Here is a 26,165-nt window from a genome sequence, read left to right on the forward strand (position 1 = left end):
TTATTCTGTATCGATTTATTTGATGACAAACGTGTCAATATAATAATTCGGATTTACTTCTACATCAAATGATGATTTAAACTTTTCTTCTTTTAACACTTTCCACTCCTGCGTTGGGTATAATGTAATTTGATCCCCAACCAAACGTACTGGCATATTAAATCCATCTACCACATAATTGTAACGATATAAAATATCTTTTCCTTCTTGTTTAATTTCCAATAGAGGAATACGAGGCGTTCTTAGGTATTGATCAAAAAATAATTTTAAATCCAACCCTGATTGTTGCGCTAAATAATCTTCAATTTGTTTTGTAGTGACAGTTTGATGATAGAATGTTTTATTCATGCCACGAAGGATTTCACGAAATTTGACATCATCATTCAACCATGTACGGAATGTATGAATCATATTTGCTCCCTTATTGTACATGTCTGTAGGTCCTTCATGATTCACGCCATAAATCCCAATCAATGGTTTTTCATTAGCAATTGAATAACGCGTTCCAATCACATAATCTGAACCAGCTTGTTTTCCAAATAAGGATTCAGTATATAAGGATTCTGAATAGGATGTAAAACCTTCATGAATCCACATATCAGCTACATCTTTGTTCGTAATATTATTACCAAACCATTCATGTCCTGCTTCATGAATAATGATAAAATCCCATTTCAATCCCCATCCTGTATTGGATAAATCATTTCCTAAATATCCATTCTCAAAACGATTTCCATAAGCGATTCCCGATTGATGTTCCATTCCTAAATGTGGCGATTCAATCATTTTAAAAGAATCTTCATAAAATGGATAAGGACCGAACCAATGTTCAAAACTTGTTAACATCGATTTTGCTTGTTCAAATTGAACTTTAGCTTTCTCTACATTATAATCCAAGACATAATAGTCTAAATCAAGAACCCCTTTCTCCCCTTGGTATGTATCTTTAAAGTTGACATACTTTCCGATATAAGGAATTATATTATAGTTATTAATGGGATTGGTTACTTTCCAGGTATAGATCATTTTATCACCCTTAGGTTTTTGACTTACCAAACGACCATTACCTACACCCACCAAATCCTTAGGGGTAATAATTTCCAATTCCATTCCATGATCAGGTTCATCGCCTAAATAATCTTTATTGGGATACCACACACTCGCTCCTAATCCTTGACATGCCACAGACATCCATTCACGTCCCTTTTCATCTTTACGAAAAATCCATCCACCATCCCATGGAGGATTTTTAGCTTCCTTTGGAATACCATCAAATCCTAGCGTCAACTGATTTCCTTGCGCTTTAAATTTTGGTCCAACCGGAATAAAAACCACATGTCCATCGGTTGTCCAAGATTTTATTTTCTTTCCATTGAATTGAACTGAAGTAATTTGCATTGGTGCTTGTAAATCGATCTGAAGTTCATTGGTCTCTGATTTTTTTACAGCATCAAATGTTATCGTTGTATGCCCTTTAATGGACTTTGTTTTAAAATCAGGTTCTACCGAAACTTTATAATGTTTGACATCCCACCAATCCCTATAATGCGTATTGGTTCCACGCAAAGTATCTTGTTTGGTAAATTCTTGTTTTTGACTTAAAACTTGTGCACTTAAAGGCAACGAAAGTAAACCTAGGAGTAACAGTATCTTCTTCATGTTAATTATTAAAACTTATCAAAAATAACATTATATATTTGAAGTAAAGCCTAAAATAATGATTACAAAAGAATTTAAAAATCGAATCCTATATCTAAAGAAAAATCAACTCATATTTGAAGCCTTATACGAAATTCTTGAAAAGTTTGATTTACGCCATTCCTCTTTTAATGGATTTGAATTTCGAGAAGAAATCAACCCAAAAGGATTATTATTAACGGCAGAAGGGACAGAAACTACTGGAATTACGATAAAAGTTCCGCGTAATATTTTAGACTTCGATTTAGCTTTGGTTGCAAACCTATTAATGCACGAAATGTATCACGTTTTCCAACGCAGCGGAAAAAATCAAGTGGAGACAAGGGAAGAGCGCGAATGGCAAGCCTATTATGAAATGATTTTTCATGAAAAATTCCCAAACATCCCTCCATTGAGTGATTTCTATTGCAAACAATTCGCAAATAAAGCTCTGTCTTATTATCAACGCATGACGGAGGATTTTAAATTAGCTTATCAACATCAAAAAAGTCAGATCGATCAGGTTATTGAAACGATTCTACAAAAAGAACAACCCCAACCTGATGAAAAGGAGACCACGATTGCATGGCACGACTTTGAAAAGATTGATATGCGTGTAGGAACAATTATACAAGTTGATGATTTTCCAGAAGCATTAAATCCTTCGTATCAATTACACATAGATTTTGGACCATTAGGCATCAAAAGAAGCGCTGCTCAAATTACTTCGTTGTATTCCAAAGAACAATTAATTCATCAACAAATTATTGCTGTTGTTAATTTTTCGCCTAAACAAATAGGAAAGTTTATGAGCGAATGTCTAGTAATGGGAATTTATGGGAATGATAAGGATGTAATTCTTTTAAATCCTCAACGTAAAGTAGAAAATGGTTGGAAGATTGGTTGATTTTGACATAACAATCCTTTAGATGTGACGAAAGGTAAAAATTAGGGAATATTTTGCTTCGAAATATGACAAGATGACATTTAATAATTCTTGATTGTCATTATTTTTTGCCTTGGCATAAAGATTGTCTATATAGAAACGTTCAATCTTGAATTAGCATTGAACTTTACTATAGAAATTGAATCTTAATTAAAAGAATAAAAAAATAATATGAGCAAAATTATTGGAATCGATTTAGGGACAACAAACTCTTGTGTATCTGTAATGGAAGGTAGCGAGCCAGTTGTTATCCCAAATGCAGAAGGAAAAAGAACAACTCCATCTATCGTAGCTTTCGTTGAAGGAGGTGAAAGAAAAGTTGGAGATGCTGCAAAACGTCAAGCAGTAACTAACCCTACAAAAACAATTTACTCTGTAAAACGTTTCATGGGTTCTAAATTTGATACTGCTGATGCAGAAGCAATGCCATATAAAGTTGTAAAAGGTGACAACGATACGCCACGTGTAGAGATCGATGGTCGTTTATATACTCCACAAGAAATCTCAGCAATGACATTACAAAAAATGAAAAAAACTGCTGAAGATTACTTAGGACAAGAAGTTACAAGAGCCGTAATTACAGTACCAGCTTACTTTAATGATGCACAACGTCAAGCAACAAAAGAAGCAGGTGAAATTGCAGGTTTAAAAGTTGAGCGTATCATCAATGAGCCTACTGCAGCAGCATTAGCTTATGGATTAGATAAAGCTTCATCAGATAAAAAAATCGCAGTTTACGATTTAGGTGGTGGTACATTCGATATCTCGATCTTAGAATTAGGTGACGGTGTATTTGAAGTATTGGCGACTAATGGAGATACTCGTTTAGGTGGTGACGATTTTGATGATGCCATCATCGATTGGTTAGCTGACGAATTTAAAGCGGCTGAAAATGTAGACTTAAAGAAAGATGCAATGGCATTACAACGTTTACGTGAGGCTGCTGAAAAAGCAAAAATTGAGTTATCTTCTTCTGCTCAAACAGAAATTAACTTACCATATATTACAGCAAACGAAACAGGTCCTAAACACTTAGTTCAAACGTTAACTCGTGCTAAATTTGATCAATTAACAGAAGATTTAGTTCGTCGTTCAATGGAACCATGTAAAAAAGCTTTAAACGATGCAGGTTTATCAATCTCTGATATCGATGAAGTAATTTTAGTAGGTGGATCTACTCGTATCCCTAAAATTCAAGAAGAAGTAGAAAAATTCTTCGGTAAAAAACCATCAAAAGGAGTTAATCCAGATGAGGTTGTTGCGATCGGAGCTGCTATTCAAGGAGGGGTATTAACAGGTGATGTAAAAGACGTATTATTATTAGACGTTACACCATTATCTTTAGGTATTGAAACGTTAGGAGGTGTTTTCACAAAATTAATTGAAGCGAACACTACAATCCCAACAAAAAAATCTGAAGTATTCTCAACAGCTGTTGACAACCAACCTGCTGTAACTTTAAGAATTGGTCAAGGCGAGCGTCCATTATTCAATGACAACAAAGAAATCGGACGTTTTGACTTAGTTGATATTCCACCAGCACCACGTGGTGTTCCTCAAATCGAAGTTACTTTCGACATCGATGCGAATGGTATCTTAAATGTATCAGCTAAAGATAAAGGAACTGGAAAAGAGCAATCAATCAAAATTGAAGCTTCTTCAGGATTATCTGATGCAGATATCGAAAGAATGAAAAAAGAGGCGCAAGAAAATGCGGCTAAAGATGAAGAAGCAAAACAAAAGATTGAAAAAATCAATGCGGCTGATGCTTTAATTTTCCAAACGGAAAAACAATTAAAAGAGTACGGAGATAAAATCCCTGCAGATAAAAAACAACCAATTGAAGAAGCATTAACAGAAGTTAAAGCTGCTCACGCTGCACAAGATGTTGCTGCAATCGACACTTCAATGGAGAAATTAAATTCTGCATGGAACGCTGCATCACAAGAAATCTATGCTGCAATGAACGAAGGTCAACAAGGAGGAGCTCAAGCTCAACCAGGTACTGACGCTAAAGCAGATGGTGTTGAAGATGTAGACTTCGAAGAAGTAAAATAATCATAGATTAAATACATTTCTTTTTCATATTCAAAAGCCACTCGATTTTTCGAGTGGCTTTTTTTTTATTTCTTCATGAACTTTGACGTCAAGGAATCATTAATCTTTAAAAAATAATTTCCTCTCGGTAAATCTTTAATTTCAATATAGTTGGTATTGAATACTTTTTTTACAAGGACTCCCGCTGGATTATAAATTTCCACCACTTTTATTACATCATCGATCTCAATTTGGACAAAATCAGAAGCTGGATTAGGATATATTTTCACTTTCGATTTCATTACATCGTGCGTCGATAATGCATCTTGGTTGACCATCACATCATCGATGACATACATCATCAGTTCATCATGATTAACATTTTTATCGACTTCCCAACGAAGAATTACAGGATTTAAACTTGATAATTCATCGGATGGAATAATCAAATGATAAGGTTCACATGTCGTTTTGGATGTATAATTACTAGAATTCAGGGTTTGAATTTCAGTCCAAGAACTACCATTATCCGTAGAGTACGCTACCTTCATATACCCCCAATCAATTTCAGAAGGAATGGCAATCATTTCCGTTAAAGTTGCATTGGCTTGACCAATCATCACCGAATATTGAATATGAAGATCATTGCCGTTATTATTTGTCAATAGTGGAGAATACATGTATTTAGGACCTACTCCGAAATTCCCTAAAATTGATCCAATCATTGCACCCGCAGCACCTGAGCCATTGCATACGTAAATTTCGGAAACCACAAAACGATCCCTTCCCGATTCTGGATTTGCCCAATCATTATAGGGGTTTTCAAAATTCTCCGAAATATTAATTTGTCCATTTGTTGTGATCATCGCTACTAATGAAAATGCAAACAGTAATTGTTTTCTCATGTTTTGATTGTTTTGATTAGGGGATAAAATTAAGTGGTCAAGAATTACAATAAAAACATGACACTTTCTAAATTCATGAAAATAAAAAGCCTTATTTTTGTTTCAATGGACATTCTGCAATATACCTCTCTATATGATTGAGCATGAATGAATTTAAACTTCAAACCGTCTGAAATAAAGTGGTTCGGCTTTTAAAATGAATTCCATTAGGATATAAATCCATATTTTTGGATTGATTTTGGTATTTGATCAAAATATAAATTGAATTTACTATGAAAAAAATATTATTCGCTGTTGCGATTATCTCTGCAGTTGTTGCTTGTAAGAAAGAAGAACAAAAAGTAGTTGGTAAAAATGAAGCAGGACAAGAGTTAGTTGTTGACGAAAAAGGAGATACCATTGTAAAAGTGGAAGATGTGGCTGATACCATTGCAAAACCTATTACAATCGACGATCAAACAGCGATTCAAAAAAATGAAGATGACACATATGATTTCCGTTATAACTTAGAGAAAGGAAAAACATATCCTATGACGTTAACCGTAAAAGGTACGCACTCTGCAAGTGACGGAAAAGAAACGGTGAAAATGACAAATGAAAACAAAAAGACCATTGAATACTATGTGAAAGATTTTTCGAATGGAGTGTATACTTTAGAAGTTAAATCGAAACATTATAGCGAAAAAATGACTGATCAAACCGGTAAAACAATCGCTTATGATACCAATGGACCAAAACCTGCGGATAAAGATGTAGCTTTCCCTTGGTCTATTTACAAAGCGATGATTGGAAAAACATATACCTTAAAAATTGATCAGAAAGGTAAAGTGGTTGCTGTAGAAGGTCTTGACAAAATCCGTCAACAAATCGAAGCTTCAGTAAAAAACGGATTATCAGCAGAAGAGCAAAAATTTGTTTCTGAAATGTTGAAAGCATCTTTAAGCAAAGAAGTGATATCAGGTCAGTTCGAAGAAACCATGAACATTTATCCGGATAAAAAATTAAAATTAAAAGAAACTTGGTCGGATAAACAAAATCTAAACCAAGGGGGAATGAAAGGGAATTCTGATCTAACACGTACCCTTGCCAATGTCGATTCTAAGAACACTAAAATTACTGTAAAAGGAAATCAAAAACTAAGTGGATCAGATTCTCAGCAAGGAATGTCGATGAGTGCAAATGCAAACGCTGATGTCACAGGTACTATTTTAATTGATACCCAATCAGGTTGGATCAATAATGTTAATTTAACGAAAAAAGAGTCAATGAAACGTACAATTGAAGTCAATGGACAAAAACAAACCATGACTGAAAATGTGACGACGACAACGACTGTAAATTAAGAAAAAATGAAAACTATTATTTGGATTATCGTCTTAGGGATTATTTTCCTTTTCGTTTTTCGATTTGTCCGAAAATTATTGATGATCAAAAAAGCATTTAAGGATGCCATTAACCAAAGTCAACAATTTGGTGGTGGTCATCCTCAAAATCCATATCAACAATCATCACAAGGACAATCACAACGTCCTAACACAGAGAAACCACGCTATAATATTGAAGCTGAAACTATAGATTTCGAAATAATCGAAGAAAAGAATGAAAAATAAAAAGAATTTACTCTACATCCTTGGTTCAATCATTTTCTTTGCATTGGTTGCATTGATTTATTGTTCCCCTGTATTATCAGGAAAATCCATTATACAACCCGACATTATCAATTACCGTGGTAGTGCCGAAGAAATGTTAACTTATCAAGAACAAACCGATGATCATGTCTATTGGTCCAATGCTATGTTTGGAGGGATGCCAACCTACCAAACAGGAGCACAATATGATTTTGATTTAATTAAAGGTATTGATAAAGTTATTCGATTTTTACCAAGGCCAGCAGATTATATCTTTTTATTATTCAGTGGATTCTTTATCCTTGGACTTACCTTATTTAAAAAATGGAAATATGCATTAACAGGATCGATTTTCTTTGCTGTTGGAGCCTATTTCTTTATTATCATAGCCGCGGGACATAACGCAAAAGTTCACACGATTGCATATTTTGCTCCGTTGGTTGCCGGAATACTATTACTTTACCGTAAAAAATATATTTCTGGTTTTGTCTTAACGACACTTTTTATGGGCTTACAATTGCAAGCCAATCACATCCAAATGACATTTTATTTATTCTTAGTGATGTTAGTGTTTGCAATTTTCCAATTCATTGCCGATCTCAAAGCTAAACAACTTCCAGATTTCTTTAAAGCCTCGGGACTAGTTGTTGTAGCATGTATCATTGCTTTAGGACTTAATGCTTCACGATTATTATCCACTTACGAATATTCTAAAGAAACAACTCGTGGAAAATCTGAAATGTCCTTATTAAAAACCAATACAGAGGGATTAGATCATGATTATATCACGCAATGGAGCTATGGAAAATTAGAAACTTTAAACTTATTCATTCCGAATTTAATGGGTGGTTCATCGATGAGTTCTGAAGAAGATTTAGCCAATTATTACGGTCAATTACAAAATCTATATCAAAATATTGGAGATGATGAATTTAATCAGCAGGTATTTCAAGCATTAGCACAGCAACCTCGATCAACGTATTGGGGGGAACAACCTGGAACTTCAGGACCAGCATATCAAGGAGCTATTGTTGTATTCCTTTTCATCTTAGGTTTAGTCATGATTAGAGGTCATTATGCCAAATACAAATGGTGGTTATTATCAGCTACTGTCTTAAGTATCTTATTGGCATGGGGTAAAAATTTACAATGGTTAACAGATATTTTTGTCGACTATTTCCCAATGTACGATAAATTCCGTGCTGTATCTTCCATCTTAGTAATGGCTGAATTTACAATGCCTTTACTTGCTATCATCACAGTTTATTACTTTATGAATGAAGAAAAAGATGATCAATACAAAACAAAAATCTTAACGGTTGTTGGTGGGGCTACAGTTGTAATATTAGGAATTTTATACCTAGGGGCAGATGCTATTTTCCCTTTCCAATCGTCTACTGATAAATACATGACGGATCAATTCATGTCATTGATTGGTCAGGCGAATCCAAATGCCATTGGTTTTTGGCAATCTACTTTACAGCAATTGGATCAAGCTTTAATCGCAGATCGTGTATCAATGTTTAGAGCAGATACTATACGTACTTTGATTTTTGTATTATGTACAGTAGCCTTATTATTTGCTTATCAAAAGAAATACATCAAAAATGCAACGATTGTTGTTTTAGCATTAGGAGGATTGGCACTGATTGATGGATTGTTTGTAAACAAAAGATATTTTAATGAAGAAAACTTTGTATCGAGCTATATCGTAGATAACCCATTCCCTACTGAATTATCTGTGAAGTTAGAATCAGAGGCAAATTCCAATAACAATGTAGCTCAAATTGCTTACAAGGTTCCACTGAATAAAGCTCTCTCTGATTTAGCACAATCGGATAAAGGACAATATCGCGTTTATAATACGACTCAAAGCACCTTTAATGAAGCCGGAACATCGTTCTTTGTTCATTCAATTGGAGGGTATCACGCAGCCAAATTAGGAAAATACCAAGATATTATCGATTTGTATTTTTCAAATGATCCACGTGCTAAAAAATATGGGATTACAGACGAAAGTGGAATGATCAATGTATTGAACATGTTAAATACCAAATACATTGTTCATGGTAGTATTCAAGAACCAAAAATTGAAGTGAATCCTACAGCTTTTGGAAATGCTTGGTTAGTGGGTAAAACAAAAGTTGTAAATAATGCGAACGAAGAAATTTTAGCGCTTAATAATACTTTTTTAGAAGAAGAAGTTATTGTAAGAAATGATATAGCGAAACAATTACCGCAAACTATCACGCCTGATTCTACAGCTCAAATCAAATTAACTTCTTATTCACCTACAAAATTGGTATATCAAGCAAATAGTACTACAGATCAAATTGCTGTTTTCTCTGAAATCTATTATCCGCATGGATGGAAAGCTACTGTCGATGGACAGGAGGTTGAAATTGTAAAAGCAAATTACATTTTAAGAGCAATTCCTTTAGCAAAAGGAAATCATGAAATTGTATTTACCTACGAACCGTCGGTCATTTCTACAGGAAAAACCATTATGATTGCATCCAATATTCTTCTGATTGCCATCCTAATTGGTGGAATATTCTTTGGATATAAGAATTGTAAAAATAAAAATGACGATTTCAAATCAGTTGCTTAATTTGAAATGAAAAAAATATTAATTATCACCTATTATTGGCCTCCTGCGGGAGGCCCTGGTGTTCAAAGATGGTTGAAGTTTACCAAATATCTTCCTGAATTTGGGTATGAACCTCATGTGTATATTCCAGAAAATCCATCCTATCCCATTTTAGATGAAACATTGGCTAAGGACATCAATTCAAAAGTTAAAATCATCAAATCTAAAATTTGGGAACCATACCAAATTGCTGAGAAATTAAATCCCAAGAACAAATCCTATAAAGGTGGTCATTTTGAAAAGAAAGAATCACAATCTTTCATGTCAAAAGTATCGGTATTCATTCGAGGGAATTTCTTTATACCTGACGCTCGAAAATATTGGATTAAACCTTCCATCCAGTTTTTAACGGATTACATCCAGAAAGAACAAATTGATACTATTGTGACCTCTGGTCCACCTCATAGTATGCATTTGATTGGTTTAGGTTTGAAAAAATCCAATCCAAAACTTAAATGGGTTGCAGATTTTCGTGATCCATGGACACAAATCAGTTACCATAAAGAATTAAAATTAACTTCATGGGCAGCCAAAAAACATGAATCCTTAGAACATGAAGTGATGACTAAAGCTAACTTGGTTCTTGCCACTAGTTACACGGATGGTGAAAACTTCACAAAAATTGGTGCTAAAAATGTTCAAGTTATCACGAATGGTTTTGAATCCGTTAAAAAGGATACGAAAAAGGATCATGAACATTTTCATATTACCTATTCAGGAGGTTTAGAAATGCTTCGTAATCCCGTCGCACTTTGGAAAGCTTTAGCTGATCTTTCGGCTAGCAATTCATTTTTTAAAAGTGATCTTAAATTGAATTTTTATGGTTCCTTAGCAGAAGATGTAAAGGCATCTATTTTAGAAGCTGGAATTAAAGATCAATTATTGGTTCATGGATATGTATCGCATCAAGAGTCATTAGAAGCAATCAATAAAGCGAATATCTTAGTTTTAACCAACTTTGATACTGAAGCTTCAAAAGGGATCATTCCTGGAAAGTTATTTGAATATATGGCTACAAATAACCCGATAATCGCCATTGGACCACAAGATGCAGATGTAGAAAAAATATTAAACCAAACCAAAGCTGGACAATACTTTTCCCATCAAGAGGTCGATAGCATCAAAAAATATATTTTAGAAATCTATAATCAATGGCTAGCAAATCCTAATCAAACTATGCAAGCCGATATTTCCGAAGTACAAAAATTTCATCGACGTCAATTGACCCAAGAATTAGCACAAACACTTCAACGCTTATAGTATTAACTCCATCCCATGCGATGGAGTTTTTTTATATCATGAAATTTGTATATTTATAAATTCAATAAACATTAATCATGAATAAAAAATTTTACTTTGCTTGTGCTGTTGTTTTTGCATTAGCATCTACTACTTATGCACAAGAAACGATTTCTTTCGAGACCAATGAAGGTTATATCATAGGATCATTAAACGAACAAAATGGTTGGGAAGTCACAGAAGGGTATAATGGATTTTTAACGAATCAAATCATTACAGACGAAAGAGCAAGTGATGGAATCTTATCGTTCAAAAATGGTCATCAATCCGAATATAATCCCCAATGGTTACCAATATTCGGAAGTAGTAAAGCGTTTGAAACTCCTTATTCTTATCAAGAATTTACAATCTCGTACGATGTATATATTTCACAACGTAATGGTGCAGATTTTGAATTTAATTTATATGGAATTAATGCAAATGAGGAATATGTACCTGTAGTTGGAATTGGAATGGAGAATAGAGGTTACATCTACATCACTAAAAATACAGATTATGAATTTGAATACGCCGATGCAGGAGAAAACTGGCCTCTTAATGCCTGGAATTCTATTAGAATAGAAGTAAATGCCAATCAAATTAATTATTACTTGAATGGTACGTTAATTCATACGACCCCTAATTTTACACAAACTGAGATTAAGGGATTAACAATACTCCATAACAATTACGGCGGAGATGCTTTCTATGATAACTTTAAGATTAATGAAGTCGAGATGAATACATCAGAACTTGCAATTCATGAGGCTTCTATCTATCCAAATCCAGTGAAAGAAAATCTATTTGTCCATACCATTGAAGAAGTACAAACCGTTGAAATATATAATGGATTAGGACAATTAGAAATGATTTCTAAAGGTTTAAAATCAGTGGATACTAATGTTCTAAAACCAGGAAATTATATCGCTAAAATCACTTTTAAAGATGGTAAAACGATGACGAAAAAATTCATTAAGAAGTAAACGATATAAAATGAAAAAGGACTCCAATGGAGTCCTTTTTTCGTTATTGATAATCTAATTAAGATTAAGCTTCTTCAGTAGCTTCTGGAGTTGCAGGAGTTTCCTCTACAGTCTCAGTTGCTTTTTTACGTCCACGACGTGTAGTTGCTTTTTTCTCAACTTTAGCGTTAGTATAGATATCGTTGAAATCTACTAACTCGATCATAGCCATATCAGCGCTATCTCCTAAACGGAAACCAGTTTTGATGATACGAGTGTATCCACCTGGACGGTTAGCGATTTTTGGAGCTACTGTTCTGAATAATTCAGTAACGGCCTCTTTATCTTGTAAGTAAGAGAAAACAACACGACGGTTGTTTGTATCGTCAGTTTTTGACTTTGTTAATAAAGGCTCGATGTATCTTTGTAAAGCCTTAGCTTTAGCTACAGTCGTATTAATTCTCTTGTGAGTAATTAACGCGATAGCTAAGTTAGATAATAAAGCTCTTCTATGAGAGGCAGTTCTACCTAAATGGTTTATTTTTTTTCCGTGTCTCATTGTAATAATATTATTCTACGTCTAACTTATATTTTACGATGTCCATACCAAAGTTTAACCCTTTGCTATCCACCAATTCTTCTAATTCAGTAAGTGATTTCTTACCAAAGTTTCTGAATTTCATTAAGTCAGACTTAGCGAAAGAAACTAATTCGCCTAAAGTTTCAACTTCAGCTGCTTTTAAACAATTTAATGCTCTAACTGATAAGTCCATATCAACCAATTTAGTTTTTAACAATTGGCGCATATGTAAAGCTTCCTCATCGTATGTTTCACCAGATGCTACTTCTTCTGCTTCAAGAGTGATTCTTTCATCAGAGAATAACATAAAGTGGTGAATTAAGATTTTAGCTGCTTCTGTTAAAGCATCTTGTGGAGTTATAGAACCATCAGTAGTAATTTCAAAAACTAATTTTTCATAATCAGTTTTTTGTTCTACACGATAGTTTTCAATTGCGTATTTTACATTCTTTATCGGAGTGTAAATTGAATCAATTGCTATAGTACCAATTGGCGCAGAAGCCTTTTTATTCTCTTCAGCTGGTACGTATCCTCTACCTTTCTCAATTGTGAAAGTGATTGTCAAATTCACTTTTGAATCTAAGTTAGCGATTACTAATTCAGGGTTTAAAACTTGGAATCCAGAAATAAACTTACCTAAATCACCTGCTGTTAATTGATCTTGCCCTGAGATAGTAGCAGTTACAGTTTCAGCATCTGATTCATCAATTTGTTTCTTAAAACGAACCTTTTTCAGATTTAAAATGATCTCTGTAACATCTTCCACTACCCCTGGAATTGTTGAAAATTCGTGCTCTACACCTTCAATTTTGATTGAAGTAATTGCGAAACCTTCTAATGAAGAAAGTAATACTCTACGAAGAGCATTTCCAACAGTAATCCCGTAACCTGGCTCTAATGGACGGAATTCGAATTGTCCAAAGTTAGAATCAGATTCAACTAAGATTACCTTGTCAGGTTTGATGAAATTTAAAATAGTCATTTTATTAGTCTGATTTTAAGGTTTATTTAGAATATAACTCGACGATTAATTGCTCTTTAATCTCTTCTGGGATTTGAACTCTTTCTGGAGCTTTAGTGAAAGTTCCTGATAATTGCTCATCATTCCAAACTAACCAATCGTACTCTTTACGTGCGTGTAATGAGTTTGCGATAGGAGCTAAAGATTTTGATTTTTCTCTTACAGCAATAACATCACCAGCTTTTAATTGGTAAGAAGGGATGTTAACTACTTCTCCGTTTACAGTTACGTGTTTGTGAGAAACTAATTGACGAGCGAAAGCACGAGAATTAGCAATACCTAAACGGTAAACTACGTTGTCTAAACGAGACTCACATAATTGTAATAATACTTCACCAGTAATTCCTTTAGAAGCATTTGCTTTTTTGTATAAATTAGAGAATTGACGCTCTAAGATTCCGTATGTATATTTCGCTTTTTGCTTTTCTGCTAATTGGATAGCATACTCAGATTTTTTAGCTCTTCTTTTGTTTGGCCCGTGTTGCCCTGGAGCATATTTCTTTTTCTCAAAAGATTTGTCATCACCGAAAATTGGTTGTCCAAATTTTCTAGCGATTTTAGTTTTTGGTCCTGTATATCTTGCCATGATTTATTCTGTTATAAAATTAATTGTTAAATAAAGAAAAATAAATTATACTCTTCTCTTTTTAGGAGGACGACATCCATTGTGTGGTAATGGAGTTACGTCGATGATTTCAGAAACTTCAATCCCTCCGTTGTGAATAGTTCTAATAGCAGACTCACGACCTTGACCTGGTCCTTTAACAAATACTTTTACTCTTCTTAATCCAGCTTCGTAAGCAACTGAAGTCGCATCTTGAGCAGCAACTTGAGCAGCGTAAGGAGTGTTCTTTTTAGAACCACGGAATCCCATTTTACCTGCTGAAGACCAAGAAATAACTTCACCGTTTTTGTTCGTTAAAGTAACGATAACGTTATTAAACGATGCTTGAATATGAGCTTGTCCAGTAGCTTCAATAACTACTTTTCTTTTCTTAACTACTTTTTGATTTTTTGCCATGATCCTATTTATTATTTAGTGGCTTTTTTCTTGTTAGCAACTGTTTTCTTTTTACCTTTTCTAGTACGTGAGTTGTTTTTAGTTCTTTGACCACGTAATGGTAAACCTAATCTGTGACGAATACCTCTCTGACATCCGATATCCATTAAACGTTTAATGTTTAATTGGATTTCTGAACGTAATTCCCCTTCAACTTTAAAGTTGTCGTTGATTGACGCACGGATTGCATTGATTTCTTCATCCGACCAATCGCTAACTTTTGTATCTTCTGAGATGTTGTTCTCAGCTAAGATTTTAGAAGCTGTACTTCTACCGATACCGTAAATGTATGTAAGTCCGATTACCCCTCTTTTGTTTTTAGGTAAATCTACACCTGAAATTCTTGCCATAATTCTAAATAATTAACCTTGTCTTTGTTTAAACTTAGGATTCTTTTTGTTGATCACATACAAACGTCCTTTACGACGCACAATTTTACAGTCAGCGCTTCTCTTTTTAATGGATGCTCTAATTTTCATCTTTATAAATTTATCTATAATCCGATAGAGCTAATATCGCCTATTAACTCTATCTCCAGTCATTATTAATATTTTTACTTGTATTAGTAACGATATGAAATGCGCCCTTTACTTAAATCATATGGAGACATTTCAATTTTTACTTTGTCACCTGGTAATAATTTAATATAGTGCATACGCATCTTACCAGAAATGTTACATGTCACGACATGCCCATTTTCTAATTCAACACGGAACATGGCATTTGATAATGCTTCTGTAATTGTTCCGTCTTGTTCAATATGTTTTGTTTTAGCCATTCTTAAAATTTAATTAAGCTATATCACTAGATGTTCTTCCTGATGACATTAATCCATCATAACGGTGATTCAATAAATAAGTATTGATTTGCTGAACTGTATCAAGAATTACACCAACCATAATTAACATTGATGTACCTCCATAGAACATAGCTAAATTTTGTTCAACACCTAATAAATTGACAACCGCAGGTAAAACAGCAAGCAAAGTTAATAAAATTGCTCCAGGTAACGTAATTTTTGATAAAATTTCATCTAAAAAATCTGCAGTTTCTTTTCCTGGGCGGATTCCTGGTATAATTCCTCCGTTTCTTTTTAAGTCTTCAGCCATCTGATTTACTGGAATTGTAATCGCAGTATAGAAATATGTGAAGATAATAATTAAGAATCCGAAGATTAAATTATACTCTAATGTAAATGGATCTGCCATCTTCGTAAAGAATTGTTTTATTGGACTTTCGTCTGATAAAACATAACTTGCTAGCGTTCCTGGTAAAAACATAATTGCTTGTGCAAAGATAATTGGCATAACTCCCGCAGCATTCACCTTTAAAGGAATATAAGAACGTACTGAATCAGTAACTGATCTCATATATGAGCTACTTGAAGTTTGCGCTCTTCTAACGTATTGTACAGGTACTCGACGTACAGCTGCCACAATTAGAATACATAATGCAATTACGATAATTAATCCTAACATTTCTAACAAGAAGAAGATTCCTCCTGAAGCATCAGTTTCAAATGCATTTAAGATTGCACGAGGTAAATCTGCTAAGATACCAACCATAATTAAGATTGAAATACCATTACCGATTCCCTTGTCTGTAATTTTTTCTCCCATCCACATCGAAAAGATTGTTCCTGTAATTAATATGATTACTGAAGGAAACCAAAACCAAAAGTTCGATGGTGGAACTAAATAAAATGCATATGGTGATGCAGGATCATAAGGTAAAATTTGTGAAGTTACTAAAGTAAGATACGCAGGTGCCTGTACTAAACAGATACCAATCGTTAACCAACGTGTAATTTGGTTTACTTTATTACGTCCACTTTCCCCTTCTTTTTGTAGTTTTTGTATATAAGGTACCGCTAATCCCATTAATTGTACAACAATTGAAGCAGAGATATATGGCATAATACCTAACGCCAAAACGGAAGCTCTACTAAAAGAACCTCCGGTAAAAGAGTTTAATAATCCTAAAATTCCAGAATTTGCACTTGCTTGGTCTGCAACATAACGATTTACTTCGTTAATATCGACACCTGGAAGCGGAATATATGATCCGAATCTATAAACCAAAATTAAAAGAAAAGTTAAAATTAACTTTTCCTTTAATTCTTTAATGCTCCAGATATTTTTTACGGTCTGAATAAACCCTTTCATCTATAAAAAAATATTACTTAGCGTTAATTAATTCAACTTTACCACCAGCTTTCTCAACAGCCTCTTGAGCAGATTGAGTGAATTTATCAGCAGTGATTGTAACAGCAGCAGTTAATTCACCACGACCTAAGATTTTCACTAAGTCGTTTTTGTGAGCTAATCCTAACTGTACTAAAGTTTCTTTATTTAATGTATCCGTGATTTTGTTGTTATCAACTAAAGCTTGGATAGTATCTAAATTGATTCCTTTGTACTCAACACGGTTGATGTTTTTGAAACCAAATTTTGGTAAACGTCTTTGTAAAGGCATTTGTCCACCCTCGAATCCGATTTTTCTTGAATAACCAGAACGAGATTTAGCACCTTTGTGTCCACGACCTGCAGTTAAACCGTTTCCACTACCTTCACCTCTACCTTTACGGAATTTATTTTTTACTGAACCAGCAGCTGGTTTTAAATTACTTAAATTCATTTTTTAAATCTTTTAAAGGTTAAAGCGATTAAGCTCTTTCTACTACTACTAAGTGTTGCACTTTACGGATCATTCCTTCAATTTGAGGAGTTGATTCGTGCTCAACAACTTGATTTAACTTTCTTAATCCTAAAGCTACTAACGTTGCTTTTTGAGATTTATCACGGTTGATAGCACTACGTGTTTGTTTTACTCTTACTTTCATGATAATTTTAATTAACCGTTAAATACTTTAGTTACAGAAATACCTCTTTGACGAGCGATTGTTTCAGCTGAACGTAAGCTTAATAAAGCACGGAATACAGCTTTAACAGCGTTGTGAGGGTTAGAAGAACCTTTAGATTTAGATAATACGTCGTGTACACCTACTGATTCTAATACTGCACGTACAGTACCACCAGCGATTACCCCAGTACCTTTTGCTGCAGGACGGATGAATACTTGCGCACCACCGAAACGAGCTTCTTGTTCGTGAGGAATTGTGTTTCCATTTAATGGAATACGTACTAAGTTTTTCTTAGCATCTTCAATTGCTTTAGCGATAGCAGAAGCAACATCTTTAGATTTCCCTAAACCGTAACCTACTACACCATTACCATCTCCTACAACTACGATAGCAGAGAATCCGAATGCTCTACCTCCTTTTGTTACTTTAGTAACACGTTGAACTCCAACTAAACGATCTTTTAAATCTAATCCTGTTGGTTTTACTCTTTCTACGTTTTTGAATCCTAACATAATTTCTTTCTCTTTTTTAGAATTTTAAACCACCTTCTCTAGCTCCTTCAGCTAAAGCTTTAATTCTACCATGATATACGAAACCATTACGGTCAAAAACAACAGTTTCAATTCCTTTAGCGATAGCTTTTGCAGCTAATGCTTTACCAACAGTCGTTGATTTTTCAGATTTAGTTCCTTCAACTCCAGCCTCACGTGATGAAGCAGATACGATAGTAACTCCTGAATTATCGTCGATAATTTGAGCGTAAATTTCTTTATTTGAACGGTAAACTGATAAACGAGGTTTCTCAGCAGTACCAAAAATATTACGACGAACGCGTCTTTTTATTTTTTGTCTTTTTTCTACTTTAGATAATGCCATTTTTCAATGATTTTTATGCAGATTTACCTGCTTTTCTTCTAATAATTTCTCCTACGAACTTGATACCTTTTCCTTTGTAAGGTTCTGGTTTACGGAATCCTCTAATTTTAGCTACGATCATACCTAATAATTGGTTGTCGTGAGAAGATAAAGTAATGATTGGGTTTTTACCTTTTTCAGTTAAAGTTTCAACTTTTACTTCAGCAGGAATTTCCATAACTACGTTGTGAGAGAAACCTAAAGACATATCTAATTTTTGTCCTTGGTTTGATGCTCTATACCCTACCCCTACTAATTCTAATTGTTTTTTGAATCCTTCAGTAACACCGATAATCATGTTATTGATTAACGCACGGTATAAACCGTGTAATGCTCTGTTTTCTTTAGAATCATCTGGACGAACTACTGATAATACACCGTCTTCGATTTTAATTTCGAAACCTGGTTTAACTTCTTGAGTCATCGTGACGTTGTTACCTTTTACAGTTACAACATTGTTAGCGAATTCTACTGTAGCTGCTGCAGGGATATTTATTGTTGCTTTTCCTATTCTTGACATAATTACTTGCTTTTAAATATTAGTAAACAAAACATAATACCTCACCACCTACATTCTCTTGACGAGCTTGTTTATCAGTCATTACTCCTTTAGAAGTAGAAACGATAGCGATACCTAAACCGTTTAAAACACGTGGTAATTCTTTAGCACCTGCGTATTGACGTAAACCTGGAGTCGAAGCTCTTTTGATTTTACGGATAGCAGCTTCTTTAGTTACTTTGTCGTACTTTAAAGCGATTTTGATTGTACCTTGAGGTTGATCTTGACCTTCGAATTTGTAGTTTAAGATATAACCTTGTTCAAATAAGATCTTAGTGATCTCTTTTTTAATTTTAGATGCTGGGATTTCCACAACTTTGTGTCCCGCCATCTGTGCATTTCTAACACGCGTTAGAAAATCTGAAATTGGATCTGTATACATAAATAATTCTATAGTATAGGGCTAAACCCTACTTTTAAAATTAAAATTTTACCTTAATGCACTATGCATTTGGGTTGCAAATATATATCTTTTTTTTAATATAATCGCAATACGTTGCAAATTATTATCTTAACTTAAGATTTATCCCAAAAAGAAAAATCCTTACTCATTTCTGAGTAAGGACTTTTATATCTATAAGCGATTGGTAGATTACCAAGAAGCTTTCTTAACACCTGGGATTAACCCTTCGTTAGCCATCTCACGGAAAGTTACACGAGAGATCCCGAAAGTTCTCATGTATCCTCTTGGACGACCTGTTAATTTACAACGGTTGTGTAAACGAACAGGAGAAGCGTTTTTAGGTAATTTTTGTAATGCTTCATAATCACCAGCTTCTAATAAAGCTTGACGTTTAGCAGCATACTTAGCAACTAATGCTTCTCTTTTGCGCTCACGCGCTTTCATTGATTCTTTAGCCATGTCTTATTTTTCTTTAGTGAATGGTAAACCAAACTTAGTTAATAAAGATTTTGCTTCCTTATCTGTGTTAGCAGAAGTAACAAAAGTAACATCTAAACCTTGGATTTTTTTGATTTTATCAATAGAAATCTCTGGGAAGATAATTTGCTCTTTGATACCTAAGTTGTAGTTACCTCTACCGTCAAATCCTGTAGCTGAGATACCGTTGAAATCACGTACACGAGGTAAAGATGCAGATACGAAACGATCTAAGAATTCGTACATTTTCTCACCACGTAAAGTAACTTTAGCACCAATTGGCATTCCTTTACGTAATTTGAAAGCTGCCTCATCTTTCTTAGAGATAGTAGCAACTGCTTTTTGACCTGTGATTAACTCTAACTCTTCGATAGCGTAATCAACAATTTTTTTGTCTGCTGTTGCAGCACCTAAACCTTGAGATAAAACAATTTTCTCTAATTTAGGAACTTGCATAATTGATTTATATCCGAACTCTTCCATTAGAGCAGATACAATCTCTTCTTTATATTTAACCTGCGGACGAGGTGTGAATTTAGTTGTACTCATCTTAGATAGCTTTTCCTGATTTTTTAGCAATTCTTACTTTTTTATCACCTTCCACTTTGATTGCAACTTTAGTTGCTTTTCCAGTTTCAGGATCAACTAAAGCCAATTTGCATAAATAGATTGGAGCTTCCTTTTCTACAACACCTCCTTGTGGATTCTGTGCGCTTGGCTTTACACGTTTTTTTGCGATATTAACCCCTTCAACGATAGCTTTAGCTTTGTCTGGGAATACGCGTAATACTGTACCAGTTTGTCCTTTTGAAGAACCTGATAAAACAACTACGTTGTCTCCTTTTTTAATTTTTAACTTTGCCATGTTGATCTATATTATAATACCTCTGGGGCTAATGAAACAATTTTCATATATTCTTTGTCACGTAATTCACGAGCTACTGGTCCGAATACACGAGTACCACGCATCTCACCTTGAGTATTTAATAATACACAAGCATTATCGTCAAAACGGATATATGAACCGTCTTTTCTACGAACTTCTTTCTTAGTTCTAACTACAACAGCTTTAGATACAGCACCTTTTTTAACGTTTCCGTTTGGAGTTGCATCTTTAATAGCAACGACGATTTTATCACCAACTGATGCGTATCTTCTTTTAGTACCCCCTAAAACGCGGATTACTAATGCTTCGCGAGCTCCTGTGTTATCTGCAACTTTTAATCTAGATTCTTGTTGTAACATAACTTATTATTATTTAGCTCTTTCAATAATTTCTACTAATCTCCATCTTTTGTTTTTAGACAAAGGACGAGTTTCCATGATACGCACAGTGTCACCTTCGTTACACTCGTTAGCTTCGTCGTGCGCTGTATATTTCTTCGTTTTTAAAACGAATTTCCCATAGAATGGGTGCTTTTGCTTTTTAGTTTCAGCTACAACAATGGTTTTATCCATTTTGTTTGAAGTAACTAAACCAATTCTTTCTTTTCTTAAATTTCTTTCCATCAGTTACAGATTACTGTTATGATTGTTTTTCGTTTAATACAGTATTAAGACGAGCAATTGTTCTGCGTAAGTCTCTAATACCGATTGGATTTCCTACAGGAGAAACTGCGTTTGTTAATTTTAACGAATCGTAGTTTGCTTTTTCTTCAGCTAATTTAGCTTTGATCTCCTCTACGCTTAGATTTCTGATATCTGCTGCTTTCATTTTTTCTTAATTTTTTGTAATTAATTAATTTTGGAAATCACGTGCAACGATAAACTTAGTTTTAACAGGTAATTTCTGAGCAGCTAAACGCAATGCTTCAGTAGCAACCTCTAATGGCACACCTCCCACTTCGAATAAAATACGTCCTGGCTGTACTGGAGCTACCCAATATTCTGGAGCACCTTTACCTTTACCCATACGTACCTCTGCTGGCTTCTTAGTGATTGGTTTATCTGGAAATATTTTAATCCATAATTGACCTTCTCTCTTCATGAAACGAGTTGCAGCAATACGAGCTGCCTCGATTTGACGAGCTGTAATAAACGCTTCGTCTAAAGATTTGATCCCGAAAGTCCCGTAAGCTAATTGAGTTCCTCTGTGAGAAACACCTTTCATCTTACCTTTTTGGGTTTTTCTAAACTTTACTCTTCTCGGTGATAACATATCTACTTAATTCTTTATGTTAGTTTAAAACTAAATTATCGCTTTCTATTATTAGATCTTTCACCTCCTTTTCCGTTAGATTTCTTTTGTTTCTTTTGTAATCCAACTAATGGAGATAATTCTCTCTTACCATATACCTCACCTTTCATGATCCACACTTTGATCCCTAAACGACCGTAAGTTGTGTGAGCCTCTGAAATGTGGTAATCAATATCCGCACGGAATGTTGATAATGGAATACGTCCATCTTTGTAAGTTTCAGAACGTGCCATTTCAGCTCCGTTTAAACGTCCAGAGATTTGAACTTTGATTCCTTCAGCATTCATTCTCATCGCAGAAGTCATAGCCATTTTAATAGCACGACGGTAAGAAATACGATTCTCAATTTGACGAGCGATACTATCACCTACTAAGATTGCATCTAATTCTGGTCTCTTAATTTCGAAGATGTTAATTTGAACCTCTTTACCAGTGATTTTCTTTAACTCTTCTTTTAATTTGTCAACCTCTTGTCCACCTTTACCAATAATGATACCTGGACGAGCAGTAGTTACAGTTACAGTAACTAATTTTAAAGTACGATCAATGTAAATACGAGAAACTCCGGCTTTAGATAAACGAGCTCTTAAGTAAGTACGAATTTTCGCATCTTCAGCAATTTTATCACCGTAATCATTTCCACCGTACCAGTTAGAATCCCATCCTCTGATGATTCCTAAACGATTTCCGATTGGATTAGTCTTTTGTCCCATATTCTTAATCTTGTACTTTTTGTTTATCTTCTTTAGTTCCTAAAACCAAAGTTACATGGTTTGAACGTTTTCTGATTCTATGTGCTCTACCTTGTGGAGCAGTACGGATACGTTTTAATTGACGTGCACTGTCTACAGAGATTTCTTTAACATATAATCCAGCTTCTTCAACGTCAGCTCCTTCGTTTTTCACTTGCCAGTTCGCGATAGCGCTTAATAACAATTTCTCTAAACGGATTGAAGCGTGGTTTTTAGTATATTTTAAAATACCTAAAGCTTTTTGAATTTCAACTCCACGAATGATATCTACTACCAATCTCATTTTACGAGGAGAAGTAGGAACATTATTTAATTTCGCGAAAGCTACCTGCTTGTTAGCTTCTTTGATTCTTTCGTTACTTAATCTTTTTCTAGATCCCATGGCCTTCTACTATTTTTTTCCTTTGTTTTTAGCTCCGGCATGACCTCTAAAAGTACGTGTAGGAGCGAACTCACCTAATTTATGACCTACCATATTCTCAGTAACGAAAACTGGAATAAATTGCTTTCCATTATGAACAGCGATCGTTTGACCAACGAAATCAGGAGAAATCATTGATGCTCTTGACCAAGTTTTAATAACGTTTTTGCTTCCAGATTCAACGTTAGCAAGAACTTTCTTTTCTAATTTATAGTGGATGAATGGTCCTTTTTTTAATGAACGTGCCATAAATTATTTTTTTCTTCTTTCAACAATATATTTGTTAGACGCTTTTTTCTTATCGCGAGTTTTGTAACCTTTCGCTGGGATACCGTTACGAGAACGAGGGATACCTCCTGTCGCACGACCTTCACCACCACCCATTGGGTGATCTACTGGGTTCATAACCATTGGACGAGTTCTTGGACGACGACCTTGCCATCTAGAACGACCTGCTTTACCTGAAACTTCTAACTGGTGGTCTGTGTTAGAAACAACACCTACTGTTGCTTTACACTCCACTAAAATCATTCTCACTTCACCACTTGGCAACTTAACGATAGCGTATTTACCATCACGAGCAACTAATTGCGCATAAGTACCAGCACTACGTGCCATAACAGCTCCTTGACCTGGACGTAACTCAATACAAGAGATTACAGTACCTAAAGGAATGTTTTTTAATTTCATTGCGTTACCTACCTCTGGCTCCACGTTATCACCTGAAACAACAGTTTGTCCAGCTTTTAATCCGTTTTGCGCGATAATGTAACGTTTTTCACCATCTTCGTAAGATAATAAAGCGATGAATGCTGTTCTGTTTGGATCGTATTGTACAGATTCTACAGTTGCAACACCTTCTTTATCACGTTTGAAGTCGATGATACGGTATTTTTGTTTGTGTCCACCACCGATATAACGCATTGTCATTTTACCAGTGTTGTTACGTCCACCCGATTTAGATTTACCTTCGATTAATGTTTTCTCTGGTTTAGCTGCTTTATCAACAGCAGAAAAGTCATTAACTACTCTAAAACGTTGTCCTGGGGTGATAGGTTTTAATTTTCTTACTGACATTTTTTAATTCTTAAATTATCCGAACAACTCAATTTCTTGACCTTCAGCTAAGCTAACGATCGCTTTTTTCATTTTATTAGTTTTCCCAGTTTGAAAACCTGTTTTTGTGTAACGAGTTTTCACTTTAGGAGCAGAAACTAAAGTACTAACTGAAACTACAGAAACTCCGTAAGCTTTTTCAATCGCTTCTTTGATCTGAATTTTGTTAGCTTTTGTATCTACATAAAACGAATATTGCCCTAATACTTCACTGTTATTAGTCGCTTTTTCTGAAATTACTGGTTTAATTAATATTCCCATTTTCGTTTTATTTACTTAAATTTTCTTGTACTGACGCTAAAGAACCTTCTAAAAAGATAATTTCAGAAGCATTGATTAAGTCATAAACATTTAATTCTGAAGTAGTTACAACTTTAGTTCTTTGTAAATTGCGTGATGACAAATATACGTTATTATTTGATTCACCTAATACGAATAAAGATTTTTTGTTCTCTAATCCTAAGTTAGATAAGATTGCTTTAAATTCTTTAGTCTTAGGAGCTTCAAATGTAAAGTTCTCTACAACTTTGATTTCGTTATCAGCTAATTTCTGAGATAATACAGATTTTTTAGCTAATCTCTTTTGAGCTTTATTTAACTTGAAAGAGTAGTTTCTTGGACGTGGTCCGAAAACTCTACCTCCTCCACGGAAAACTGGAGATTTGATAGATCCCGCACGTGCAGTACCAGTACCCTTTTGTTTTTTGATCTTACGAGTAGATCCCGCAATTTCAGCTCTTTCTTTTGCTTTATGAGTTCCTTGACGTTGAGCAGCTAAGTATTGCTTAACTTCTAAATACACTGTATGTGTAGATGGCTCAATTCCAAAAACTGTCTCGTCTAAAGAAACTGTTCTTCCAGTCTCTTGACCGTTTATGTTTAATACTACTACTTCCATTACTTGAATCTTCTAACGATTACGTATGAACTTTTTGGACCTGGGATAGCACCTTTAACAATTAAAAGGTTTTGCTCCGTATCCACTTTTAAAACTTGTAAGTTCTGAACAGTAACTTGTTTACCACCCATTCTTCCAGCCATACGCATTCCTTTGAATACACGAGAAGGATCAGAACCAGCACCGATAGAACCTGGAGCTCTTAAACGGTTATGTTGACCGTGTGTAGCTTGACCTACTCCACCGAAACCATGACGTTTAACAACACCTTGGAAACCTTTACCTTTAGAAGTACCTGTAACACTTACATACTCCCCTTCGTTGATTAAATCAACTCCTACAACATCTCCTAAGTTTAAAGAAGAAACCCACTCATCACCGTAGAACTCAACTAACTTACGTTTTGGAGTTGTTCCAGCTTTTTTAAAGTGACCTTTTAAAGCATTAGTCGTGTTTTTTTCTTTTGCGTCATCGAAACCAAGTTGAGCAGCAACGTACCCATCTTTCTCTAAGGTTCTGACTTGAGTAACCACACATGGTCCAGCTTGTACGATAGTCACAGGAATATTTTTCCCGTTCTCATCAAATAAGCTAGTCATCGCGATCTTTTTACCAATGATACCTGACATTTGATTAATTTATGTTTATAATTTATTATATGTTTTAGAGAATGTGGAGGTTAATCCACTAGAGACCTTCCCTAAAATCAGTTTGCAAATGTATGAATTATTTCACAAAACACAAATTTTTAGCTAATTATTTTTAAATCAGCTATTTTATGATTTGTAATCAAATAAAAACCTCGAGACGTGCACTTCTC

At 34.5% G+C, this 26,165-nt stretch carries 37 protein-coding genes; 7 read left to right on the forward strand and 30 right to left on the reverse strand.

Features of this window, described 5'->3' with window-relative positions; genetic code table 11:
• Positions 1-15 precede the first annotated feature (15 nt).
• A complete protein-coding gene (locus AC1QSP_RS07420) occupies positions 16-1,659 on the reverse strand; it encodes a M1 family metallopeptidase (protein WP_484078177.1) in 1,644 nt (547 codons plus the stop codon).
• A gap of 598 nt (positions 1,660-2,257) precedes the next feature.
• On the opposite strand from AC1QSP_RS07420, the gene AC1QSP_RS07425 reads away from it, so the two are divergent.
• A complete protein-coding gene (locus tag AC1QSP_RS07425) occupies positions 2,258-2,584 on the forward strand; it encodes a tRNA-binding protein (protein WP_484080394.1) in 327 nt (108 codons plus the stop codon).
• 210 nt (positions 2,585-2,794) lie between these two features.
• The gene (gene dnaK / locus AC1QSP_RS07430; protein ID WP_484078178.1) at positions 2,795-4,681 is read left to right on the forward strand and encodes a molecular chaperone DnaK; all 1,887 of its coding nucleotides are present in this window, start codon (positions 2,795-2,797) and stop codon (positions 4,679-4,681) included.
• 65 nt (positions 4,682-4,746) lie between these two features.
• On the opposite strand, the gene AC1QSP_RS07435 is transcribed toward dnaK, so the two are convergent.
• Complete coding sequence (locus tag AC1QSP_RS07435) at positions 4,747-5,565, reverse strand: T9SS type A sorting domain-containing protein (protein ID WP_484078179.1); 819 nt, start codon at positions 5,563-5,565, stop codon at positions 4,747-4,749.
• Positions 5,566-5,837: 272 nt separating this feature from the next.
• Between AC1QSP_RS07435 and AC1QSP_RS07440 the strand changes: the two genes are divergently transcribed.
• The 5 genes from AC1QSP_RS07440 (at position 5,838) to AC1QSP_RS07460 (ending at position 12,104) form a co-directional block, all read left to right on the forward strand.
• The gene (locus tag AC1QSP_RS07440) at positions 5,838-6,908 is read left to right on the forward strand and encodes a DUF6263 family protein (RefSeq protein WP_322971918.1); all 1,071 of its coding nucleotides are present in this window, start codon (positions 5,838-5,840) and stop codon (positions 6,906-6,908) included.
• A gap of 6 nt (positions 6,909-6,914) precedes the next feature.
• The gene (locus AC1QSP_RS07445; protein ID WP_322971917.1) at positions 6,915-7,175 is read left to right on the forward strand and encodes a hypothetical protein; all 261 of its coding nucleotides are present in this window, start codon (positions 6,915-6,917) and stop codon (positions 7,173-7,175) included.
• Positions 7,165-9,804: a YfhO family protein gene (locus AC1QSP_RS07450; RefSeq protein WP_484078180.1), complete on the forward strand. Its 2,640-nt coding sequence runs from the start codon at positions 7,165-7,167 to the stop codon at positions 9,802-9,804. Before AC1QSP_RS07445 ends, AC1QSP_RS07450 begins: the two co-directional genes overlap by 11 nt.
• A gap of 6 nt (positions 9,805-9,810) precedes the next feature.
• Positions 9,811-11,103: a glycosyltransferase gene (locus tag AC1QSP_RS07455; RefSeq protein ID WP_484078181.1), complete on the forward strand. Its 1,293-nt coding sequence runs from the start codon at positions 9,811-9,813 to the stop codon at positions 11,101-11,103.
• A 77-nt stretch (positions 11,104-11,180) separates the two neighbouring features.
• Positions 11,181-12,104: a T9SS type A sorting domain-containing protein gene (locus tag AC1QSP_RS07460; RefSeq protein ID WP_484078182.1), complete on the forward strand. Its 924-nt coding sequence runs from the start codon at positions 11,181-11,183 to the stop codon at positions 12,102-12,104.
• 64 nt (positions 12,105-12,168) lie between these two features.
• On the opposite strand, the gene rplQ is transcribed toward AC1QSP_RS07460, so the two are convergent.
• The 28 genes from rplQ to rplC all read right to left on the reverse strand — a co-directional run bounded on the left by rplQ (position 12,169) and on the right by rplC (position 25,974).
• The gene (gene rplQ / locus AC1QSP_RS07465; RefSeq protein ID WP_484078183.1) at positions 12,169-12,642 is read right to left on the reverse strand and encodes a 50S ribosomal protein L17; all 474 of its coding nucleotides are present in this window, start codon (positions 12,640-12,642) and stop codon (positions 12,169-12,171) included.
• A 10-nt stretch (positions 12,643-12,652) separates the two neighbouring features.
• Positions 12,653-13,645, reverse strand: a complete 993-nt coding sequence (locus AC1QSP_RS07470; RefSeq protein WP_177706115.1) for a DNA-directed RNA polymerase subunit alpha — start codon at positions 13,643-13,645, stop codon at positions 12,653-12,655.
• 22 nt (positions 13,646-13,667) lie between these two features.
• The gene (gene rpsD, locus AC1QSP_RS07475) at positions 13,668-14,270 is read right to left on the reverse strand and encodes a 30S ribosomal protein S4 (protein WP_322971912.1); all 603 of its coding nucleotides are present in this window, start codon (positions 14,268-14,270) and stop codon (positions 13,668-13,670) included.
• A 45-nt stretch (positions 14,271-14,315) separates the two neighbouring features.
• Positions 14,316-14,705 carry a 30S ribosomal protein S11 gene (rpsK, locus tag AC1QSP_RS07480; RefSeq protein ID WP_322971911.1) on the reverse strand — a complete coding sequence of 130 codons (390 nt, stop codon included), beginning with the start codon at positions 14,703-14,705 and terminating at the stop codon, positions 14,316-14,318.
• Between the two features lie 11 nt (positions 14,706-14,716).
• Positions 14,717-15,094 carry a 30S ribosomal protein S13 gene (gene rpsM / locus AC1QSP_RS07485; protein WP_322971910.1) on the reverse strand — a complete coding sequence of 126 codons (378 nt, stop codon included), beginning with the start codon at positions 15,092-15,094 and terminating at the stop codon, positions 14,717-14,719.
• A 12-nt stretch (positions 15,095-15,106) separates the two neighbouring features.
• Positions 15,107-15,223 (reverse strand): type B 50S ribosomal protein L36, encoded by a 117-nt coding sequence (ykgO, locus tag AC1QSP_RS07490; RefSeq protein WP_013598490.1) that lies wholly within the window; start codon positions 15,221-15,223, stop codon positions 15,107-15,109.
• Between the two features lie 83 nt (positions 15,224-15,306).
• Positions 15,307-15,522 carry a translation initiation factor IF-1 gene (gene infA / locus AC1QSP_RS07495; RefSeq protein WP_322971908.1) on the reverse strand — a complete coding sequence of 72 codons (216 nt, stop codon included), beginning with the start codon at positions 15,520-15,522 and terminating at the stop codon, positions 15,307-15,309.
• Positions 15,523-15,535: 13 nt separating this feature from the next.
• Positions 15,536-16,909 (reverse strand): preprotein translocase subunit SecY, encoded by a 1,374-nt coding sequence (gene secY / locus AC1QSP_RS07500; RefSeq protein ID WP_484078184.1) that lies wholly within the window; start codon positions 16,907-16,909, stop codon positions 15,536-15,538.
• A gap of 13 nt (positions 16,910-16,922) precedes the next feature.
• Positions 16,923-17,381 (reverse strand): 50S ribosomal protein L15, encoded by a 459-nt coding sequence (gene rplO, locus AC1QSP_RS07505; RefSeq protein ID WP_484078185.1) that lies wholly within the window; start codon positions 17,379-17,381, stop codon positions 16,923-16,925.
• 28 nt (positions 17,382-17,409) lie between these two features.
• The gene (gene rpmD / locus AC1QSP_RS07510) at positions 17,410-17,586 is read right to left on the reverse strand and encodes a 50S ribosomal protein L30 (RefSeq protein WP_322971905.1); all 177 of its coding nucleotides are present in this window, start codon (positions 17,584-17,586) and stop codon (positions 17,410-17,412) included.
• Between the two features lie 11 nt (positions 17,587-17,597).
• Positions 17,598-18,119 carry a 30S ribosomal protein S5 gene (gene rpsE, locus AC1QSP_RS07515; protein WP_484078186.1) on the reverse strand — a complete coding sequence of 174 codons (522 nt, stop codon included), beginning with the start codon at positions 18,117-18,119 and terminating at the stop codon, positions 17,598-17,600.
• 16 nt (positions 18,120-18,135) lie between these two features.
• Positions 18,136-18,483 (reverse strand): 50S ribosomal protein L18, encoded by a 348-nt coding sequence (gene rplR / locus AC1QSP_RS07520; protein WP_322971903.1) that lies wholly within the window; start codon positions 18,481-18,483, stop codon positions 18,136-18,138.
• Positions 18,484-18,496: 13 nt separating this feature from the next.
• On the reverse strand, positions 18,497-19,042 hold the full coding sequence (rplF, locus tag AC1QSP_RS07525) for a 50S ribosomal protein L6 (RefSeq protein ID WP_484078187.1): 546 nt from the start codon (positions 19,040-19,042) through the stop codon (positions 18,497-18,499).
• 19 nt (positions 19,043-19,061) lie between these two features.
• Positions 19,062-19,463 carry a 30S ribosomal protein S8 gene (gene rpsH / locus AC1QSP_RS07530; protein ID WP_322971901.1) on the reverse strand — a complete coding sequence of 134 codons (402 nt, stop codon included), beginning with the start codon at positions 19,461-19,463 and terminating at the stop codon, positions 19,062-19,064.
• 210 nt (positions 19,464-19,673) lie between these two features.
• Positions 19,674-19,943, reverse strand: coding sequence for a 30S ribosomal protein S14 (gene rpsN / locus AC1QSP_RS07535; protein WP_019974193.1), 270 nt, complete (start codon positions 19,941-19,943; stop codon positions 19,674-19,676).
• A gap of 3 nt (positions 19,944-19,946) precedes the next feature.
• The gene (gene rplE, locus AC1QSP_RS07540) at positions 19,947-20,510 is read right to left on the reverse strand and encodes a 50S ribosomal protein L5 (protein WP_484078188.1); all 564 of its coding nucleotides are present in this window, start codon (positions 20,508-20,510) and stop codon (positions 19,947-19,949) included.
• Between the two features lies 1 nt (position 20,511).
• Positions 20,512-20,826, reverse strand: a complete 315-nt coding sequence (gene rplX / locus AC1QSP_RS07545) for a 50S ribosomal protein L24 (RefSeq protein WP_177707781.1) — start codon at positions 20,824-20,826, stop codon at positions 20,512-20,514.
• An 11-nt stretch (positions 20,827-20,837) separates the two neighbouring features.
• The gene (gene rplN, locus AC1QSP_RS07550; RefSeq protein ID WP_092907634.1) at positions 20,838-21,206 is read right to left on the reverse strand and encodes a 50S ribosomal protein L14; all 369 of its coding nucleotides are present in this window, start codon (positions 21,204-21,206) and stop codon (positions 20,838-20,840) included.
• A 9-nt stretch (positions 21,207-21,215) separates the two neighbouring features.
• Positions 21,216-21,470 (reverse strand): 30S ribosomal protein S17, encoded by a 255-nt coding sequence (gene rpsQ / locus AC1QSP_RS07555; RefSeq protein ID WP_484078189.1) that lies wholly within the window; start codon positions 21,468-21,470, stop codon positions 21,216-21,218.
• A gap of 16 nt (positions 21,471-21,486) precedes the next feature.
• A complete protein-coding gene (gene rpmC, locus AC1QSP_RS07560) occupies positions 21,487-21,675 on the reverse strand; it encodes a 50S ribosomal protein L29 (RefSeq protein WP_177707783.1) in 189 nt (62 codons plus the stop codon).
• 24 nt (positions 21,676-21,699) lie between these two features.
• Positions 21,700-22,119, reverse strand: coding sequence for a 50S ribosomal protein L16 (rplP, locus tag AC1QSP_RS07565; protein ID WP_019974199.1), 420 nt, complete (start codon positions 22,117-22,119; stop codon positions 21,700-21,702).
• A 35-nt stretch (positions 22,120-22,154) separates the two neighbouring features.
• Positions 22,155-22,871: a 30S ribosomal protein S3 gene (gene rpsC, locus AC1QSP_RS07570; protein ID WP_177707785.1), complete on the reverse strand. Its 717-nt coding sequence runs from the start codon at positions 22,869-22,871 to the stop codon at positions 22,155-22,157.
• A gap of 4 nt (positions 22,872-22,875) precedes the next feature.
• A complete protein-coding gene (gene rplV / locus AC1QSP_RS07575) occupies positions 22,876-23,292 on the reverse strand; it encodes a 50S ribosomal protein L22 (protein ID WP_194182981.1) in 417 nt (138 codons plus the stop codon).
• Positions 23,293-23,301: 9 nt separating this feature from the next.
• Positions 23,302-23,580 carry a 30S ribosomal protein S19 gene (gene rpsS / locus AC1QSP_RS07580; protein ID WP_121933338.1) on the reverse strand — a complete coding sequence of 93 codons (279 nt, stop codon included), beginning with the start codon at positions 23,578-23,580 and terminating at the stop codon, positions 23,302-23,304.
• Between the two features lie 3 nt (positions 23,581-23,583).
• Positions 23,584-24,408: a 50S ribosomal protein L2 gene (gene rplB / locus AC1QSP_RS07585; protein WP_484078190.1), complete on the reverse strand. Its 825-nt coding sequence runs from the start codon at positions 24,406-24,408 to the stop codon at positions 23,584-23,586.
• 15 nt (positions 24,409-24,423) lie between these two features.
• Positions 24,424-24,708, reverse strand: a complete 285-nt coding sequence (gene rplW / locus AC1QSP_RS07590) for a 50S ribosomal protein L23 (protein WP_322971897.1) — start codon at positions 24,706-24,708, stop codon at positions 24,424-24,426.
• A 7-nt stretch (positions 24,709-24,715) separates the two neighbouring features.
• Entirely contained in the window at positions 24,716-25,345 is a 630-nt protein-coding gene (gene rplD, locus AC1QSP_RS07595) for a 50S ribosomal protein L4 (RefSeq protein ID WP_484078191.1), read from the reverse strand.
• Entirely contained in the window at positions 25,345-25,974 is a 630-nt protein-coding gene (gene rplC / locus AC1QSP_RS07600) for a 50S ribosomal protein L3 (RefSeq protein ID WP_322971895.1), read from the reverse strand. Before rplC ends, rplD begins: the two co-directional genes overlap by 1 nt.
• Positions 25,975-26,165 lie beyond the last annotated feature (191 nt).

This window comes from Faecalibacter sp. (assembly GCF_057177045.1).

Bases quoted from the DNA above. Each gene is read 5' to 3' on its own strand.
- AC1QSP_RS07420 (WP_484078177.1), bottom strand. From the start codon at position 1,659: ATGAAGAAGATACTGTTACTCCTAGGTTTACTTTCGTTGCCTTTAAGT.
- dnaK (WP_484078178.1), top strand. From the start codon at position 2,795: ATGAGCAAAATTATTGGAATCGATTTAGGGACAACAAACTCTTGTGTA.
- AC1QSP_RS07435 (WP_484078179.1), bottom strand. From the start codon at position 5,565: ATGAGAAAACAATTACTGTTTGCATTTTCATTAGTAGCGATGATCACA.
- AC1QSP_RS07440 (WP_322971918.1), top strand. From the start codon at position 5,838: ATGAAAAAAATATTATTCGCTGTTGCGATTATCTCTGCAGTTGTTGCT.
- AC1QSP_RS07445 (WP_322971917.1), top strand. From the start codon at position 6,915: ATGAAAACTATTATTTGGATTATCGTCTTAGGGATTATTTTCCTTTTC.
- AC1QSP_RS07450 (WP_484078180.1), top strand. From the start codon at position 7,165: ATGAAAAATAAAAAGAATTTACTCTACATCCTTGGTTCAATCATTTTC.
- AC1QSP_RS07455 (WP_484078181.1), top strand. From the start codon at position 9,811: ATGAAAAAAATATTAATTATCACCTATTATTGGCCTCCTGCGGGAGGC.
- AC1QSP_RS07460 (WP_484078182.1), top strand. From the start codon at position 11,181: ATGAATAAAAAATTTTACTTTGCTTGTGCTGTTGTTTTTGCATTAGCA.
- rplQ (WP_484078183.1), bottom strand. From the start codon at position 12,642: ATGAGACACGGAAAAAAAATAAACCATTTAGGTAGAACTGCCTCTCAT.
- AC1QSP_RS07470 (WP_177706115.1), bottom strand. From the start codon at position 13,645: ATGACTATTTTAAATTTCATCAAACCTGACAAGGTAATCTTAGTTGAA.
- rpsD (WP_322971912.1), bottom strand. From the start codon at position 14,270: ATGGCAAGATATACAGGACCAAAAACTAAAATCGCTAGAAAATTTGGA.
- rpsK (WP_322971911.1), bottom strand. From the start codon at position 14,705: ATGGCAAAAAATCAAAAAGTAGTTAAGAAAAGAAAAGTAGTTATTGAA.
- rpsM (WP_322971910.1), bottom strand. From the start codon at position 15,094: ATGGCAAGAATTTCAGGTGTAGATTTACCTAAAAACAAAAGAGGGGTA.
- ykgO (WP_013598490.1), bottom strand. From the start codon at position 15,223: ATGAAAATTAGAGCATCCATTAAAAAGAGAAGCGCTGACTGTAAAATT.
- infA (WP_322971908.1), bottom strand. From the start codon at position 15,522: ATGGCTAAAACAAAACATATTGAACAAGACGGAACAATTACAGAAGCA.
- secY (WP_484078184.1), bottom strand. From the start codon at position 16,909: ATGAAAGGGTTTATTCAGACCGTAAAAAATATCTGGAGCATTAAAGAA.
- rplO (WP_484078185.1), bottom strand. From the start codon at position 17,381: ATGAATTTAAGTAATTTAAAACCAGCTGCTGGTTCAGTAAAAAATAAA.
- rpmD (WP_322971905.1), bottom strand. From the start codon at position 17,586: ATGAAAGTAAGAGTAAAACAAACACGTAGTGCTATCAACCGTGATAAA.
- rpsE (WP_484078186.1), bottom strand. From the start codon at position 18,119: ATGTTAGGATTCAAAAACGTAGAAAGAGTAAAACCAACAGGATTAGAT.
- rplR (WP_322971903.1), bottom strand. From the start codon at position 18,483: ATGGCATTATCTAAAGTAGAAAAAAGACAAAAAATAAAAAGACGCGTT.
- rplF (WP_484078187.1), bottom strand. From the start codon at position 19,042: ATGTCAAGAATAGGAAAAGCAACAATAAATATCCCTGCAGCAGCTACA.
- rpsH (WP_322971901.1), bottom strand. From the start codon at position 19,463: ATGTATACAGATCCAATTTCAGATTTTCTAACGCGTGTTAGAAATGCA.
- rpsN (WP_019974193.1), bottom strand. From the start codon at position 19,943: ATGGCTAAAGAATCAATGAAAGCGCGTGAGCGCAAAAGAGAAGCATTA.
- rplE (WP_484078188.1), bottom strand. From the start codon at position 20,510: ATGAGTACAACTAAATTCACACCTCGTCCGCAGGTTAAATATAAAGAA.
- rplX (WP_177707781.1), bottom strand. From the start codon at position 20,826: ATGGCAAAGTTAAAAATTAAAAAAGGAGACAACGTAGTTGTTTTATCA.
- rplN (WP_092907634.1), bottom strand. From the start codon at position 21,206: ATGTTACAACAAGAATCTAGATTAAAAGTTGCAGATAACACAGGAGCT.
- rpsQ (WP_484078189.1), bottom strand. From the start codon at position 21,470: ATGGAAAGAAATTTAAGAAAAGAAAGAATTGGTTTAGTTACTTCAAAC.
- rpmC (WP_177707783.1), bottom strand. From the start codon at position 21,675: ATGAAAGCAGCAGATATCAGAAATCTAAGCGTAGAGGAGATCAAAGCT.
- rplP (WP_019974199.1), bottom strand. From the start codon at position 22,119: ATGTTATCACCGAGAAGAGTAAAGTTTAGAAAAACCCAAAAAGGTAAG.
- rpsC (WP_177707785.1), bottom strand. From the start codon at position 22,871: ATGGGACAAAAGACTAATCCAATCGGAAATCGTTTAGGAATCATCAGA.
- rplV (WP_194182981.1), bottom strand. From the start codon at position 23,292: ATGGGATCTAGAAAAAGATTAAGTAACGAAAGAATCAAAGAAGCTAAC.
- rpsS (WP_121933338.1), bottom strand. From the start codon at position 23,580: ATGGCACGTTCATTAAAAAAAGGACCATTCATCCACTATAAATTAGAA.
- rplB (WP_484078190.1), bottom strand. From the start codon at position 24,408: ATGTCAGTAAGAAAATTAAAACCTATCACCCCAGGACAACGTTTTAGA.
- rplW (WP_322971897.1), bottom strand. From the start codon at position 24,708: ATGGGAATATTAATTAAACCAGTAATTTCAGAAAAAGCGACTAATAAC.
- rplD (WP_484078191.1), bottom strand. From the start codon at position 25,345: ATGGAAGTAGTAGTATTAAACATAAACGGTCAAGAGACTGGAAGAACA.
- rplC (WP_322971895.1), bottom strand. From the start codon at position 25,974: ATGTCAGGTATCATTGGTAAAAAGATCGCGATGACTAGCTTATTTGAT.